This is a genomic window from Micromonospora sp. NPDC004336 (genome assembly GCF_053602615.1).
On the sequence record NZ_JBSGDY010000039.1, the window covers coordinates 1 to 15830 of the forward strand.

16 protein-coding genes are annotated in these 15830 nt (G+C 76.4%); 14 read left to right on the forward strand and 2 right to left on the reverse strand.

All coding sequences use genetic code 11. The features are described from left to right. Positions 1–326: 326 nt before the first annotated feature. Positions 327–623: a hypothetical protein gene (locus tag ACWENR_RS11280; RefSeq protein ID WP_452276878.1), complete on the reverse strand. Its 297-nt coding sequence runs from the start codon at positions 621–623 to the stop codon at positions 327–329. A 174-nt stretch (positions 624–797) separates the two neighbouring features. Between ACWENR_RS11280 and ACWENR_RS11285 the strand changes: the two genes are divergently transcribed. The 14 genes from ACWENR_RS11285 to ACWENR_RS11350 all read left to right on the forward strand — a co-directional run bounded on the left by ACWENR_RS11285 (position 798) and on the right by ACWENR_RS11350 (position 14947). After that, positions 798–1166, forward strand: coding sequence for a holo-ACP synthase (locus ACWENR_RS11285; protein WP_452276879.1), 369 nt, complete (start codon positions 798–800; stop codon positions 1164–1166). A 49-nt stretch (positions 1167–1215) separates the two neighbouring features. Further along, on the forward strand, positions 1216–2685 hold the full coding sequence (locus tag ACWENR_RS11290) for an NAD(P)H-hydrate dehydratase (RefSeq protein ID WP_452276880.1): 1470 nt from the start codon (positions 1216–1218) through the stop codon (positions 2683–2685). A 61-nt stretch (positions 2686–2746) separates the two neighbouring features. Then, positions 2747–3865 carry an alanine racemase gene (gene alr, locus ACWENR_RS11295; RefSeq protein WP_452276881.1) on the forward strand — a complete coding sequence of 373 codons (1119 nt, stop codon included), beginning with the start codon at positions 2747–2749 and terminating at the stop codon, positions 3863–3865. Continuing rightward, positions 3862–4941, forward strand: coding sequence for an alpha/beta fold hydrolase (locus tag ACWENR_RS11300; RefSeq protein ID WP_452276882.1), 1080 nt, complete (start codon positions 3862–3864; stop codon positions 4939–4941). Before alr ends, ACWENR_RS11300 begins: the two co-directional genes overlap by 4 nt. Next, a complete protein-coding gene (gene tsaE / locus ACWENR_RS11305) occupies positions 4938–5420 on the forward strand; it encodes a tRNA (adenosine(37)-N6)-threonylcarbamoyltransferase complex ATPase subunit type 1 TsaE (RefSeq protein WP_452276883.1) in 483 nt (160 codons plus the stop codon). The genes ACWENR_RS11300 and tsaE overlap by 4 nt, the downstream gene beginning before the upstream one ends. Before the next feature lie 61 nt (positions 5421–5481). Then, a complete protein-coding gene (ung, locus tag ACWENR_RS11310; RefSeq protein ID WP_452276884.1) occupies positions 5482–6183 on the forward strand; it encodes a uracil-DNA glycosylase in 702 nt (233 codons plus the stop codon). A gap of 86 nt (positions 6184–6269) precedes the next feature. Beyond that, a complete protein-coding gene (locus tag ACWENR_RS11315; RefSeq protein WP_452276885.1) occupies positions 6270–7121 on the forward strand; it encodes a maleylpyruvate isomerase family mycothiol-dependent enzyme in 852 nt (283 codons plus the stop codon). Positions 7122–7167: 46 nt separating this feature from the next. Next, the gene (tsaB, locus tag ACWENR_RS11320) at positions 7168–7845 is read left to right on the forward strand and encodes a tRNA (adenosine(37)-N6)-threonylcarbamoyltransferase complex dimerization subunit type 1 TsaB (protein WP_452276886.1); all 678 of its coding nucleotides are present in this window, start codon (positions 7168–7170) and stop codon (positions 7843–7845) included. Beyond that, on the forward strand, positions 7842–8306 hold the full coding sequence (rimI, locus tag ACWENR_RS11325; protein WP_452276887.1) for a ribosomal protein S18-alanine N-acetyltransferase: 465 nt from the start codon (positions 7842–7844) through the stop codon (positions 8304–8306). The genes tsaB and rimI overlap by 4 nt, the downstream gene beginning before the upstream one ends. After that, entirely contained in the window at positions 8299–9342 is a 1044-nt protein-coding gene (gene tsaD / locus ACWENR_RS11330) for a tRNA (adenosine(37)-N6)-threonylcarbamoyltransferase complex transferase subunit TsaD (protein WP_452276888.1), read from the forward strand. The genes rimI and tsaD overlap by 8 nt, the downstream gene beginning before the upstream one ends. Before the next feature lie 18 nt (positions 9343–9360). Next, positions 9361–9615, forward strand: a complete 255-nt coding sequence (locus tag ACWENR_RS11335) for a hypothetical protein (protein ID WP_452276915.1) — start codon at positions 9361–9363, stop codon at positions 9613–9615. A 139-nt stretch (positions 9616–9754) separates the two neighbouring features. Then, positions 9755–11455: an ABC transporter transmembrane domain-containing protein gene (locus tag ACWENR_RS11340; protein ID WP_452276889.1), complete on the forward strand. Its 1701-nt coding sequence runs from the start codon at positions 9755–9757 to the stop codon at positions 11453–11455. Beyond that, entirely contained in the window at positions 11455–13221 is a 1767-nt protein-coding gene (locus ACWENR_RS11345) for an ABC transporter ATP-binding protein (RefSeq protein ID WP_452276890.1), read from the forward strand. Before ACWENR_RS11340 ends, ACWENR_RS11345 begins: the two co-directional genes overlap by 1 nt. 130 nt (positions 13222–13351) lie before the next feature. Beyond that, on the forward strand, positions 13352–14947 hold the full coding sequence (locus ACWENR_RS11350; RefSeq protein WP_452276891.1) for a Na+/H+ antiporter: 1596 nt from the start codon (positions 13352–13354) through the stop codon (positions 14945–14947). 100 nt (positions 14948–15047) lie between these two features. Here ACWENR_RS11350 and ACWENR_RS11355 read toward each other — a convergent pair whose 3' ends face one another. Then, entirely contained in the window at positions 15048–15785 is a 738-nt protein-coding gene (locus tag ACWENR_RS11355) for a DUF4142 domain-containing protein (RefSeq protein ID WP_452276892.1), read from the reverse strand. Positions 15786–15830: the final 45 nt, after the last annotated feature.

Genomic DNA, 15830 nt, shown 5'->3' on the forward strand with positions numbered 1-15830 from the left:
AGCAGGCGGCCCGGAGGCGACCCGGTTCGCCGCCGGTACTGGGGCAGGCGGCTCGGAAGCCGCCCGGTCCGCCGCGGGCGCCGGAGGAGGCGGCCCGGAAGCGGCCCGGTTCGCCGCCGGTACTGGGGCAGGCGGCTCGGAAGCCGCCCGGTCCGCCGCGGGCGCCGGAGGAGGCGGCCCGGAAGCGGCCCGGTCCGCCGCCTGCGCCGGGGCAGGCGGCCCGGAGGCGGCCCGGTCCGCCGCCGGTGCTGGGGCAGGCGGCCCGGAGGCGGCTCGATTCACCGGCGGCACCGGACCGGGCGCGCCGGTCGGCGGGGCCGGCGCGGTCATCGGGGCAGGGCGGTGAGCCGGCCGGCGGCCCGGTCGTCCACCGCCTCGTACGCCTCCGCCGCCGCGCGCACCGCCCCGGCCGTCGCCGCCACCCGGGCACCGAGGGCGCCGAACCAGGCGTGCACCGCCGACTCCAGCCCGGTCAGCGCCGCCCCGGCCGCCCACTCCGGGGCCGGCACCACCAGCCCGGCCGCCCCGGCCAGCAGGTGCGCCAGCCGGTACGCGTCGTCGCCGAGCGCCCTCGCGGCCCCGCGCAGCGCCTCTGGTCGTACGGTGATCGGCTCCTCGGTCATGGCGGCCCCCGTGCCTCGCGGAACATCGACGACCGGGACGCTAGGCGGCGTCCACCGGCCCCCAGGCGCCCTGTGGACGGCCGTCCCCGGCCGACGCACGCCGTCGTCCACAGGCGTTGCCCCGCGGTCAGCCGGCGGCTAATGTGCGGCCGCCCGCGCCGGTAGGGTGAGCCCGTGATCGTCGCTGTCGGCATCGACGTCGTCCTGGTCGAGCGGTTCGCCAGGGCCCTGGCGCGGACGCCGCTGCTCGCCGACCGGCTCTTCACGGAGGCCGAGCGCTACACCAGCTCCGGCAACCCCCGTTCGCCCGAGTCGCTGGCCGCGCGGTTCGCGGCCAAGGAGGCCGTCGCCAAGGCGCTGGGCGCGCCGGCCGGGCTGAGCTGGCACGACTGCGAGATCGTGCCGGATCCCGACGGCCGTCCCTGGCTGACCGTCTCCGGCACGGTCGCCGCGGCGGCCGTCGAGCGCGGGGTCAGCCGCTGGCACCTGTCGTTGTCCCACGACGGCGGGATCGCCTCGGCGATGGTGGTCGCGGAACGGTGATCGGGGCGCGCCGGCGGGGCGCGCCGGGAAGTCGGACGGGGGCGGTGGCGTGAGATCGGTGTGGCGGGTCGCGGACGTACGCGCGGCGGAGGCGGGGCTGATGGCGACCCTGCCACCCGGGACGCTGATGAGGCGGGCGGCCGCCGGACTGGCCCGGCGGTGCGCGCTGCTGCTCGCCGACCGGGGCGGGGTGTACGCCGCCCGGGTGCTGCTGCTGGTCGGCTCCGGCGACAACGGCGGCGACACCCTCCTGGCCGGCGCGCACCTGGCCCGCCGCGGCGCGGCCGTGTCGGCGCTGCTGCTCACCCCCGGCCGGGCGCACGCCGAGGGGCTGGCCGCGCTACGGGCCGCCGGCGGGCGGATCGTGGACCGGCCGCCGGCGACGGTCGACCTGGTGCTGGACGGCATCGTCGGGATCGGCGGCCGGGGCGGGCTCCGGGACACCGCCGACCAGCTCGCCGCCAGCCTGGTGCGGCACCGCGGGCGCGACGGCGCCCCGGCCACCGTGGTCGCGGTGGACGTCCCCAGCGGCGTCGGGGTCGACACCGGGCACGTGCCGCTGACCGCCGCCGGGCGGCCCAGCGCCGTCCGCGCCGACGTGACGGTCGCCTTCGGCGCGCTGAAACCCGCGCTGGTGGTGGGCCCGGCCGCCGCGCTCGCCGGCGAGGTGGAACTGGTCGACATCGGGCTGGAGCCGTGGCTGCGCGGCAGCCCGGCGCTGCGCGTCACCGAGTGGTCGGACGTGGCCGACTGGTGGCCCCGGCTCGGCGTGGCCTCGGAGAAGTACACCCGGGGGGTGGTGGGCGTCGCGACCGGCTCGGCGACCTATCCCGGCGCGGCGGTGCTCTCGGTCGCCGGGGCGCTGGCCGGCCCGACCGGCATGGTGCGCTACGCCGGCTCCGCGCGGGCCGACGTGCTGCACCGGCACCCGTCGGTGATCGCGACGGGTCGGGTCGCCGACGCGGGGCGGGTGCAGGCGTGGGTCTGCGGCTCCGGGCTCGGCACCGGCGAGGAGGCGGCCGGGGAGTTGCGCGCCGTCCTCGCCGCCCCGGTGCCCGTGGTGCTCGACGCCGACGCGCTGACCCTGCTGGTCGACGGCTCGCTGGCCGACCGGCTGCGCGGGCGGGACGCCCCGATCGTGGTCACCCCGCACGACCGCGAGTTCACCCGGCTCTGCGGGGAGAGCCCGGGAGCGGACCGGGTGGGGGCCACGCTGCGGCTGGCCGCCTGGATGAACGCGGTGGTGCTGCTCAAGGGGGACCGCACGGTCATCGGCACGCCGGACGGCCGGGCGTACGTGAACCCGACCGGCACCCCGGCGCTGGCCACCGGCGGCACCGGCGACGTGCTGGCCGGGCTGCTCGGCTCGCTGCTGGCGGCCGGGCTGGCGCCGGAGCGCGCGGCGGCCGCGGCCGCGTACCTGCACGGGCTCGCCGGCCGGGAGGCGGCCCGGGGCGGGCCGGTGACCGCGCCCGACGTGGCCGACGCCCTCCGCCCGGTCCTCGCCCGCCTCGGCTGAGGCGCGGCGGGGGTGTGCCGGCCTCGGTCTGGGAGATCAGCGCGGAAAGTAGGCTGGGGGCATGTGGCAGGCCGAGGTGCGGGTGGATCTGGACGCGATCCGCGAGAACGTGAGCCGGCTGAGGTCCGGCACCGCCGCCGAGCTGATGGCGGTGGTCAAGGGCGACGGCTACGGCCACGGCATGGTCCCGGCCGCCCGCGCCGCGCTCGACGCCGGGGCGGACTGGCTGGGCGTCTGCACGCTGGACGAGGCGCTGACCCTGCGTCGGGCGGGGATCACGGTGCCGGTGCTGGCCTGGCTCCTCGCGCCCGGGCTGCCGCTGCACGAGGGCGTCTCCGCCGGGGTCGACCTCGGCGTCGCCAGCCTGCCCCAGCTCGACGAGATGGTGGAGGCGGGCCGCGCCGCCGGTCGGCCGGCCCGGCTGCACCTCAAGATCGACACCGGGCTGGCGCGGGGCGGCGCGACCGTCGCGGACTGGCCGGCCCTGCTCGACGGCGCCGCCAAGGCGCAGGCCGACGGCCTGGTCGAGGTGGTCGGGGTGTGGAGCCACTTCGTCTACGCGGACTCGCCCGGTCATCCGACCATCGACCGCCAGATCGCCGTCTTCCACGAGGGCCTCGGCATGGTCGAGCAGGCCGGGCTGCGGCCGCGCTACCGGCACCTGGCCAACTCGGCCGCCACGCTGACCCGGCCGGACACCCACTTCGACCTCGTGCGGCCCGGGCTGGCCGTCTACGGCCTCTCCCCGATCGCCGGGGAGAGCTACGGGCTGCGCCCGGCGATGACCGCGCGGGCCCGGGTGATGCTCGCCAAGCGCGTCCCCGCCGGCTCCGGCGTCTCGTACGGGCACACCTACACCACCGAGCGGGAGGCGAACCTCGCCCTGGTGCCGCTCGGCTACGCCGACGGGGTGCCCCGGCACGCCTCCAACAGCGGCCCGGTGCGGCTCGCCGGCAAGCGGCGGACGATCTCGGGCCGGGTCTGCATGGACCAGTTCGTGGTCGACTGCGGCGACGACCCGGTGGCCGCCGGGGACGTCGTCACGCTCTTCGGCAGCGGCGTCGACGGCGCGCCCACGGCCGACGACTGGGCCGAGGCGACCGGCACCATCAACTACGAGATCGTCACCCGGTTCGGCAGCACCCGGGTGCCGCGCGTCTACGACGGCGAGCGCCCGTGACGTCGCGTTCCCGGATCCCGCTGCCCCGTTCCGGGCACGCCAGGGCCGCCGTCGGCGCGCTGGCCGCCGTCGGGGTCGCCGCCGCCGGGCTGGCCGCCGAACGCGCCCTGGTCCGCAAGCTCAAGGCCGACCCCACCGACCGGTACGCCGACGAGGTCTTCGACGACCAGCGGTACGACGAGTCGTTCCGGCTGGAGATGCCCGACGGCACCGACATCCACGTCGAGGTGGTCGAGCCGACCCGGCCGACGCCCGGCAACCCGACCGTGGTGCTGGTGCACGGCTTCTGCCTGGACATGGGCACGTTCCACTTCCAGCGCAAGCTGCTCGCCGAGCGGGGCGAACACCGGATCGTCGCGTACGACCAGCCGGGGCACGGCCGGTCCGGGCGGCTGGAGACCGGCGAGTACGACCTCACCGCGCTCGGCCGGACGCTGCGCGAGGTGATCGACCGCACCGCCCCGGAGGGGCCGCTGGTGCTGGTCGGCCACTCGATGGGCGGGATGACCATCATGGCGTTCGCCGAGCTGTTCCCGGAGCTGTTCGGCGACCGGGTCGTCGGCACGGTGCTGATGGCCACCTCCGGCGGCCTGCTCGCCGAGACCAAGCTGGTCGCGCCCGCCCTGCTCGGCCGGGTCGGCGCGCCGGTGCTGCACATGGTCGGCAACGTCACCCGTTACGGCGGCCCGGTGATCGACCGGGCCCGCAAGTCCACCACCAACGTGGCCTGGCTGCTTACCCGCAGGTACGGCTTCGGCACCCGGCACCCCAGCCCGGCGCTGGTGTCGTACGTCGAGACGATGAACTCGCGCACGTCCGCCGACACGGTGACCCGCTACCTGCGCACGCTGGCGACGCACTCCCGGTTCCCGGCGCTCGCCGCGCTGGCCGGCACCCCCGTGCTGGTGATCGTCGGCGACAAGGACATGATCACCCCGGTGACGCACTCCGAGGAGATCGTCCGGCGGCTGCCGCACGCCGAGTTCGTCAAGATCCCCGACAGCGGGCACGTGGTGATGCTGGAGCACGCCGACGAGGTCAACGAGGCGCTGACGCGCTTCCTGGAGGAGCTGTGACGCACGTCGTCGAGCTGCCGACGGTCGAGGACACCCACGCGTTCGGGCGGCGGCTGGCCGGGCTGCTGCGCGCCGGCGACCTGCTGCTGCTGACCGGGCCGCTGGGCGCCGGCAAGACCGCGCTCACCCAGGGCATCGGGGCCGGGCTCGGCGTGCTCGGCGACATCACCTCGCCCACCTTCGTGATCGCCCGGGTGCACCGGCCCGACCCGGCGCGGGGCGGCACGGTGGCGCTGGTGCACGCCGACGCGTACCGGCTGGGCGACGCCGCCGACCCGCGCGCCGAGATCGACGACCTCGACCTGGACGCGTCGGTGGACGAGTCGGTGACCGTGGTGGAGTGGGGCGAGGGCCTGGTCGAGCAACTGGTCGAGGCCCACCTGCGGGTGCGCGTCGACCGGCGCGACGACGACACCCGGGTGGTCGGGCTGGAGCCCGTCGGCGGCGACTGGGCGCGGCGCCTCGCCGCCCTCGCGTGAGCGCTGTCGTACCGTCTGCCTAGAGTGCGCGGGGACGGACCCGACAGGCGAAAGGTTGCCGATGCCCGACGACGCCCCCACCCTGGACCTGCTGGCGCTGCTGCCGGAGGCCTGGCGTGCCGTGCTCACCCCGCACCTCGACCCGGCCCGCACGGCCGCGCTGGGCGAGTTCGTCGCGGGGGAATACGCGACCCGCACCGTCTACCCGCCGGTGGAGGACCTCTTCTCGGCCTACCGGCTCTGCGCGCCGGCCGACTGCCGGGTGCTGATCCTCGGGCAGGACCCCTACCACAAGGCGGGGCAGGCGCACGGGCTCAGCTTCAGCGTGCGCGAGGGCGTCAGCGTCCCGCCGTCGCTGCGCAACGTCTTCAAGGAGCTGGGCGAGGACCTCGGCGTGCCGAAGCCGCGCAGCGGCAACCTGAGCGGCTGGGCGGCGCAGGGCGTCCTGCTGCTCAACGCGGTGCTCACCGTCCGCGAGGCCACGCCCGGCTCGCACGCCAACCGGGGCTGGGAGGAGTTCACCGACGCCACCATCCGGGCGCTCGACGCGATGGACTCCCGGGTGGTCTTCCTGCTCTGGGGCGGCTACGCGCGCAAGAAGGCCGCCCTGGTCACCAACCCGCAGCACGTGGTGCTGGAGGCCGGGCACCCCAGCCCGATGAACCCGCGCGGCTTTCTGGGCAGCCGGCCGTTCAGCGCGGCCAACAAGGCCCTCGCCGACGCGGGCCTGCCCACGGTCGACTGGGAGCGCTCGGCCGGCTGACGAAGTCCGCAAGCTGCGCGTCACCGGGCGGTGACCGTCCGCTGTAGCCTGTGGCCGCAAGCGGTCGGCGAGCCGGGAGGCGACGGATGACGGCGACGGTCAGCGACGAACGGTGGCAGGTGGCGCGGGCGGCCCTGGCGGAGCAGACCGACCGCTTCGTCGAGCTGGTCCGCGCCGCCCCGCCGCAGGCCGGGGCCACGGCCCACTGGTCGGTGGCGGACACGCTCGCCCACGTCGGGTCCATCGCGTGGCTTTACGTGTGCCTGGTGGACCCGGAGCGCCCGCTCCCGCCGGTGCCGGGCTTCGACGAGCTGCTCGACGGGACCACCGTCGACACGGTGGCGGGCTTCAACGACGTGCTGCTCGGGCACCTCACCGAGCGCGACCCGCACGTGCTGCTCGACCGGTTGCAGGCCGACGTGAAGCAGTTCCTGGTCGCCTGCGAGGGGCGGCGCCCCGACGAGACGGTGTCGTGGCTCGGCGGGGCGCGGGTCCCGCTCGCCGGCCTCTGCGCCCACCTGGTCAACGAGGTGCTCATCCACGGCCACGACATCTCCCGCGCCACCGGCCTGCCGTGGCGGATCCCCAACCCGCACGCCGTGCTCTTCCTGGAGCTGTTCCTGGCCGGCGTGGTCCGGCACGGCTACGGCCGGCTGATCGACGGCGGCGCGCCCCCGAGCGAGCGCCGGGTCGTCGTCGAGTTCCGTTCGGCGTACGCGCCGCCGCTCCGGCTGCTGCTGCACCGGGGCCGGGTGACCTTCGCCGAGCCGGACGCCCGGCCCGACGCCGTGGTCGACCACGAGCCCGCCACGCTCAACCTGATGATGTTCGGCCGGATCAGCCGGGCCCGGGCGGTGCTCAGCGGCAAGGTGCGCGTCGGCGGGCGGCGTCCCTGGCTGCTGCCGGCCTTCCAGCGCAAGTTCCGCACCCCGAGCTGACCCGCGTCGCCGGGGCCGCCGACCGGGGCGGCTAGGCTGGCTTACCGTGCTCGTACTGGTGGTGGACAGCTCGACGCCCGCGGTGACGGCGGCGCTGGTGGAGGTCACGGCGGAGGGCGTCGCGACCCGGGCGCACCGCTGCACCGTCGACGCCCGCGCCCACGGCGAACTGCTCGCGCCGCAGGTCGACGCGGTGCTCGCCGACGCCGGCGCCCGCCCGGCCGACCTGGGGGCGATCGTCGCCGGGCTCGGCCCCGGCCCGTTCACCGGGCTCCGGGTGGGGCTGGTCACCGCCGCCACCATGGGCCAGGTGCTCGACGTGCCCACGTACGGCGTCTGCTCGCTGGACGCCATCGGCCACCCGGCGGCCGCCGGCGAACCGGTGCTGGCCGCGAGCGACGCGCGGCGGCGCGAGATCTACTGGGCGGTCTACGACGGCGCGGGCCAGCGGCTCGTCGGGCCCGAGGTCTCCGCCCCGGCGGTCGCCGCCGAGCGCGCCCGGGGCCTGGCCGTCACGGTCGCCGTCGGCGACGGCGCGCACCGGTACGCGGACGTGCTCGGCCTGCCCGTGCGGGCCGAGCCGCGCTACCCGGACGCCGGCGTGCTGGCGGCCCTGGCCGCCGAGCGGATCCGCGCCGGCGCCACCGGCGAGGCGCTCACCCCGCTCTACCTGCGCCGCCCCGACGCCGTGGCGGCGACGGCCCGCAAGCCGGTCCTGCCGTGACCGGTGTGCGCCTCCAGAGGTTCCGGTGGTGGCACATCGACGAGGTGCTGCCGATCGAGGCGGACCTCTTCGGCGCCGAGCAGTGGTCGGCGGCCATGTTCTGGAACGAGCTGGCCAACGGCCACCACTACCTGGTTGCCGCCGCCGACGACGGCACGGTGCTGGGCTACGCCGGGCTCACCGTCGCCCCGCCCGACGAGGCGTGGGTGCAGAACGTCGCGGTGCGCCGGGACGCCCAGCGGCGCGGCATCGGCCGGCTGCTGCTGGAGGCGCTGCTCGCCGAGGCGGCCCGGCTCGGCGCCCGCGCCACCCTGCTGGAGGTCGCGGCGGACAACGCCCCCGCCCAGAAGCTCTACGCGACGTACGGCTTCGAGCCGATCGGCGTGCGGCGCGGCTACTACCAACCGAGCAACACCGACGCGCTGGTGATGCGGCGCACGCAGGATGTGAGCGATGACTGAACCCCTGATCCTCGGCATCGAGACCTCCTGCGACGAGACCGGTGTCGGCATCGTGCGCGGGCACACCCTGCTGGCCGACGCGCTCGCCTCAAGCGTCGAAGAGCACGCCCGCTTCGGCGGCGTGGTGCCCGAGGTGGCCAGCCGGGCCCACCTGGAGGCGATCGTGCCGACCATGGACCGGGCGCTGCGGGAGGCGGGGGTGACCCTCGCCGACATCGACGCCATCGCGGTCACCTCCGGCCCGGGGCTGGCCGGCGCGCTGCTGGTCGGGGTGGCCGCCGCGAAGGGCTACGCCCTCGCCGCCGAGAAGCCCGTCTACGGCGTCAACCACCTGGCCGCGCACGTCGCCGTGGACACCCTGGAGCACGGTCCGCTGCCCGAGCCGGCGATCGCCCTGCTGGTCTCCGGCGGGCACTCCTCCCTGCTGCTCGTCGACGACCTGGCCCGGGGCGTCACCCCGCTCGGCGCCACCATCGACGACGCGGCCGGCGAGGCGTTCGACAAGGTGGCCCGGCTGCTGGGGCTGCCGTTCCCCGGCGGGCCGCACATCGACCGGGAGGCCCGGGCCGGCGACCCGGCCGCCATCGGCTTCCCGCGTGGCCTGACCGCCGCCAGGGACCTCGCCGCCCACCGCTACGACTTCTCCTTCTCGGGCCTGAAGACGGCGGTGGCCCGCTGGGTCGAGGCGCGGCAGCGGGCCGGCGAGCCGGTCCCCGTCGCCGACGTGGCCGCGTCCTTCCAGGAGGCGGTCTGCGACGTGCTGGTGCGCAAGGCGCTGGACGCCTGCCGGACCACCGGCGTGGAGACGCTGGTGATCGGCGGGGGCGTCGCGGCCAACTCCCGGCTGCGGGCGATGGCGGAGCAGCGTGCCGCCAGGGACGGAATCCGGGTCCGGGTGCCCCGACCCGGGCTCTGCACGGACAACGGCGCGATGGTCGCCGCCCTCGGCTCGCACCTGGTCGCCTCCGGCGTCGCGCCGAGCCGGCTGGACCTGCCCGCCGACTCCGCCATGCCGCTGACCACGGTCAGCGTGTGAACCCCGAGGATGGCTGACGTGATCGTGCGGATGTGGGAGGCGCGGGCGGAGCCGTACGGCGTCGCGGACCTGATCACCTGGGTCTGCGACACCGCGCTGCCCGAGTTCGAGCACGACCCGATGCACCTGTCCAGCGAGGTGTTCTCCTCCACCGACCACCGGGTGGTGGTCGTCTCCAAGTGGCGCAGCAACCCGCGCCCGCTGCCGGAGCCGCCGCCGACGCTGCTCGCCCGGCCGCCGCACTCGTGGGACTTCACCCAGGTCGACCGCTGAGGCCGGCGGTCGGCGCCGCCCGCGCCGCCGCGCCCGTGCCGGCGTACGACCGGCCCTCCTCGCGGCGGGCGCCGGGAGCACCCGGGCAGCGGTAATTGGCTGGCGGGCGGGCGGGCCGGCCACCTAGCGTCGAACGACCATGCGCTTCTCACCGACCGGCGACCCCGGCGTTCCCGACACCCGTTCGGCCACCCGCTACCTCGTGTGGCTGGCCGGCCGGCACAGGGTGCTGTTCACCGTGGGCATCGCGCTCGGCGTCGTCTGGATGGTCGCCCAGGCGCTCGTGCCGGCGGCCGTCGGCCGGGCCGTCGACGGGCTCACCCGCCGGGACGAGGGCGCGCTGCTCACCTGGGGGCTGGTGCTGCTCGGGCTGGGCGTGCTCCAGGCGGTCGCCGGGATCCTGCGGCACCGCTGCGCCGTGCACAACTTCCTCGGCGGCGCGTACCGGACGGTGCAGCTCACCGTTGAGGCGGCGAACCGGCTCGGCGCCGCGCTGCCCCGCCGGGTGGCCGCCGGCGAGGTGGTGAGCATCGGCACCGCCGACATCAGCCAGATCGGCGCGGCGATCGACATCACCGCCCGGGGCGCCGGCGCGATCGCGGCGATCGTGACGGTGGGGGTGATCCTGCTCGACGCGTCCGTGCCGCTCGGGCTGGTCGTGGTGCTCGGCGTGCCGCTGCTGATGGCGGTCGTCGGGCTGCTCATCCGCCCGCTGCACCGGCAGCAGCAGGCGTACCGGGACTCCGAGGGGGCGCTGACCACCCGGGCCGGCGACATCGTCTCCGGGCTGCGGGTGCTGCGCGGCGTCGGCGGCGAGCCCGTGCTCTCCGCCCGCTACCGGGCGCGGTCCCAGGCGCTGCGCGCCGACGGCCTGCGGGTGGCCCGGGTCGAGTCGCTGCTGGAGGCGGCGCAGGTGCTGCTGCCCGGCGCGTTCCTGGTGCTGGTCACCTGGCTCGGCGCCCGGTTCGCGCTGCGCGGCGAGATCACCGCGGGTCAGCTCGTCGCGTTCTACGGCTACACCGCGTTCCTGGTCAGCCCGCTGCGGCAGCTCACCGAGGCGGTGGACAAGCTGACCCGGGGGCACGTCGCCGCCCGGCGCGTGGTGCGGCTGCTGCGGCTCACCCCGGAGCTGGTCGACCCGCCCCGCCCGGCGACGCTGCCGGACGGTCCCGGCGAGCTGGTCGACGTGGCCTCCGGCGTGGCGGTGCGGCCCGGCCGGCTGACCGCACTCGCCGCCGCGGCGCCCGAGGACGCGGCGGAGATCGTGGACCGCCTCGGCCGGTACGCCGACTCGGACGCGACGCTGCACGGCGTACCGCTGCGGACGCTGCCGCTGGCGACGGTGCGGGAGCGGATCCTGGTGGCCGACAACGACGCCCACCTGTTCACCGGCCGGCTGCGCGCGGAGCTGGACCCGCACGACCGGGCCGACGACGCGGCGATCGCGGCGGCGCTGGCGGCGGCGAGCGCGACGGACATCGCCGAAGCCCTGCCCGCCGGGCTGGACAGCGTCGTGGCCGAGCGCGGGCGGGAGTTCTCCGGCGGGCAGCAGCAGCGGCTGCGGCTGGCCCGGGCGCTGGTCGCCGACCCGGAGATCCTGCTGCTGGTCGAGCCGACCAGCGCCGTGGACGCCCACACCGAGGCCCGGATCGCCGAGCGGCTCGCCGCGGCCCGGGCCGGCCGGACCACGCTCGTCTGCACCACCAGCCCGCTCGTGCTGAGCCGCGCCGACCACGTGATCTTCGTGGAGGACGGCAAGGCGACGGCCGAGGGGACGCACACCGCACTGCTCGACGGCGAACCGCGCTACCGGGCGACGGTCAGCCGGGGGGAGGACTGATGGCCACCGCACTGCCGGTCGCCGACGCGCGCCAGGTGCGGCGGTACGCCCGCACGCTGGCCCGCCGGCACCCGAGGGCGCTCGCCGTCGCGCTCGGCCTGCACGCCCTGGCCGCCGCGGCGGGACTGGTCGCGCCGCGGCTGCTCGGCGACCTCGTCGAGGGCATCTCCCGGGGCACGACAGGCGTCACCGTCGACCGGATCGCGCTGCTGATCGGCGGTTTCGTGGTGGCGCAGTCGGTGCTGGTCCGCTTCGCCCACCTGGCGTCGGCGCGGCTCGGCGAGCGGGTGCTGGCCGAGCTGCGCGAGGAGTTCGTCGACCGGATCCTGGCGCTGCCGCTCGCCACCGTGGAGCGGGCCGGCACGGGTGACCTGCTCACCCGGACGTCCCGGGACGTCTCCGCGCTGTCCCGGACGGTCCGGTTCGCGGTGCCGGAGACGCTGATCGCGGTCGTCACCGGCTGCTTCATCGTCGGCGCGCTGCTCCTGGTCAACCCGCTGCTGGCGGTGCCCTGCCTGGTCGCCGTGCCGCTGCTGTGGGTGGGCACCCGGTGGTACCTGCGCCGCGCGCCGGACGGCTACCTGCGGGAGAACGCCGCCTACTCCGACATCACCGACGGCATCAGCGAGACCGTCGAGGGTTCGCGGACCACGGAGGCGCTGCGGCAGCAGGCGCGCCGCCGGGCCCGCACCGACACCGACATCCGCCGGTCGTACGCGGCCGAGCGCTACACCCTGCGGCTGCGCACGGTGTTCTTCCCGGTCACCGAGATCGGCTACGTGCTGCCGGTGGTCGCCACGCTGATCGTCGGCGGCTGGTTCTACCTGAAGGGCTGGGTGAGCCTCGGCGAGGTCACGGCCGCCACGCTCTACGTCCAGCAACTGATCGACCCGGTCGACCGGCTGCTCTCCTGGCTGGACGAGTTGCAGGTGGGCGGCGCCTCGCTGGCCCGCCTGCTCGGGGTGGCCGACGCGCCGGCCACCTCCCCGGCGCCGGCCGGGCCGACGGCGCGGACGTCCGTGCCGACGGGCGACCGGCAGCTCGCCGCCCGGGACGTCCGGTACGCCTACCGGGCGGGCCGGGACGTGCTGCACGGGGTGACCCTGGTGCCGGAGCCGGGGGAGAAGCTGGCCATGGTCGGCCCCTCGGGGGCGGGCAAGTCCACCCTGGGCCGGCTGCTCGCCGGGGTGCACGCGCCCCGCTCCGGCTCGGTCACCGTGGCCGGGCGGCGGCTCGACGAGCTGCCCCTGGCCGAGCTGCGGACGCACGTCGCGCTGGTCACCCAGGAGCACCACGTCTTCATCGGCACCCTGCGGGAGAACGTGGCGATGGTCCGGCCGGGCGCCGACGAGGCGGCCGTCCGCTCCGCGCTGGCCGCCGTCGACGCGCTGGACTGGGCCGACGGGCTGCCGGACGGGCTGGACACGGTGGTCGGCTCGGGCGGGCACCCGCTGTCCCCCGCGCAGGCGCAGCAGCTTGCGCTGGCCCGGTTGGTGCTGGCCGACCCGCACACCCTGGTGCTGGACGAGGCCACGTCGCTGATCGACCCCCGGGCCGCCCGGCACCTGGAGCGTTCCCTGGCCGCGGTGCTGGCGGGCCGGACGGTCATCGCCATCGCGCACCGCCTCTTCTCGGCGCACGACGCCGACCGGGTCGCCGTGGTGGAGGACGGCCGGATCACCGAGATCGGCCCGCACGACGAGCTGGTCGCGGCGGGCGGTTCCTACGCGGCCCTCTGGCGCTCCTGGCACGGCACCGCCTCCTGACGCCGGCGGGGCCGTCGCCCGTTTCCCGGGTTCCGGGGTGCCGCGCCGCGGCGCCGTACCACGATGGTGGAGCGGCAGGCGGCCGGCGCGTACCCGGCACCGTGGCGTCGGCCGGTGACGGGGGTGCGGCGTGGGCGGTCTCGAACTGATCGTGGTGCTGGGCGTCACGGTGCTGGTCGGCACGACCCTCGGCGGCCGGTACAGCGTGGCGCCCCCGGTCCTGCTCATCACGATGGGCGCGCTGCTCGCGCTCCTGCCGCCGCTGTCCCATGTGGTGCTGGAGCCCGACGTGGTGCTGCTGCTGTTCCTTCCGGCGATCCTCTACAAGGAGAGCATCACCACCAGCCTGCGCGAGATCCGCACCAACCTGCTCGCGATCGCGTTGCTCGCGGTGGGGCTGGTGGTGGCGACGATGGTCGCGGTGTCGCTCGTCGCGCAGCGGTTCGGCGTGGATCCGGCCGCCGCCTGGGTGCTCGGCGCCGTGCTCGCGCCGACCGACGCCGCGGCGGTCGCCGGCCTGGCCAAACGGATGCCGCGCCGGATCCTGACCACCCTGCACGCGGAGAGCCTGATCAACGACGGTACGGCGCTGGTGCTCTTCTCCGTCGGCGTGGGTCTGATCGTGGGCGGCACCGAGCCGGGTCTCCTCGGGCTCACCGAGCGGTTCGTCGGCGCGTCGGCCGGGGGCGTCGCCGCCGGCCTGCTGGTGGGCGGGGCGGTGATCCTGATCCGGCGACGCCTCGACGACCCGCTGCGCGAGGGCGCGCTGAGCGTCCTCACGCCGTTCGTCGCCTTCTTCCTCGCCGAGTCCGTGCACGCCAGCGGGGTCCTGGCGGTGGTGGTCGCGGGCCTCATGCTGTCGTACGCCGCCCCCCGGGTCGTCCGGGCCCGCTCCCGGGTGCTGGCGTTCGGCTTCTGGGACCTCGCCACGTTCCTGATCAACGGTGGGCTCTTCGTGCTCCTCGGGATGCAGATTCCGCGCGCCCTGCGCGGGGTCACCAGCCTGTCGGTACTGCGGGCGCTGGCCGTCGCGGTCGTGGTGACCGGTGTGGTCGTACTGACCCGGATGCTCTGGATCCACCTGGCGGCGTTCGCCTTCCTGGCCGTGGACCGCCGGACCGCGCAGCAGGACGAGCGGTTCGACTGGCGGGTACGGACGGCGGCCGGCTGGGCGGGGTTCCGCGGCGCGGTCTCCCTCGCGGCGGCCCTGGCGGTGCCGGTGGCCACTCCCACCGGCACACCGGTGCACGAGCGTGACCTGATCATCTTCGCCACCGCCGTGGTCATCATGCTGACGATGCTGGTCCAGGGCACCACGTTGCCTGCCGTCGTCGGGTGGGCGGGCCTCGTCGGCGACACCCGGCGGCTCGGCGAGGTGCGGCTGGCCCGGATGCGCGCCACCGAGGCCGCGCTGGCGGCGCTGCCGGAGGTCGCCGCGCGGATCGGCGCCGGGCCGGAGGCGGTCGACCGGATCCGGGCGGACTACGAGCAGCACCTCGACGACGTCCGCTCCACCGACGAGGGCCGCTCCGCGGACGAGGGCCGTGCGGCGGAGCGGGCCCGGGAGCTGGACCGGCGGCTGCGGCTCGCCGTGCTCGAACACAAGCGGCGCGAGATCACCCGGCTGCGGGACACGAACGAGATCGACGACATCGTCCTGCGGGAGTTGCAGGCCGTCCTCGACATCGAGGAGATCCGCCTGCTGGGCCCGGAGGCCAACGACTAGCGGCCGATTCGCGGCATGGCGGCCGGCCGCAGCGGGACGGCGGCGGTCGGGTGCGGCGCGGGGCGGCGAACGGTCGGGTGCGGCGCGGGACGGCGAACCGTCAGGTGCGGCGCAGGACGCGGTACGTGGCGATGCCGCCGGTGCCGAGGGCGGCGAGGAAGACCAGCCAGACCACCGTGCCGCTGACCCCGACCGGCGGGCCGGAGTTGGCGGAGGCCGCGGCGAGCAGCCCGTCGTCGCCGGGCGCGGGCAGGGCGGCCGGCGGCAGTTCCGCCCAGCGGACCAGCCCGGTGCTCTCCAGCATCCGCATGTGGTGCAGGACGAACCTGTTGGCGTCCTCGGCGAGCCTGCGCACGGTCGGGTTCCGGGTGCTGGCCCGTACCGCCCCGATCACCGGGAAGATCCTGCCGTGGGCGACCCGGAGCCGGGTGACGAAGATCTGGTCGAAGCGGGCGCCGGAGGCGTTCTGCATCTCGGTCAGCCAGCCCCGCTGCTCGGCCGTCGGGTCGGTCGGGATCGTCGCCCCGAGCTTGTTCGCCGCCTCGACGGTGAGCCGGTCCAACTCCTCGTGTTCGGTGGCGATGCCGGCGCCGATCTCCCGTACCCTGGCGCTCTGCCCTTTCCCGGCGGCCATCTGCCCGGCCGGCATCTCCCAGAGCCCGGCCAGCCGCACCCCGTTGAGCAGGGCGGAGTCGGCGGCGTTGAGCTGCTGGCCCGCCGGCGCGGCGACGGCCGGGCCGGGCAGCACCCCGAGCCCGGCGGCGATCGTGGCGAGCAGCACCGCCAGGCGACGGGACCGGTGCCCCGGCCGGCGGGGGGCGGGTCTGCGCGGTGCCATGTCCGTGGTGCCTCCTCCGTCCGACCGACGCGTCGCGGCCGGGCG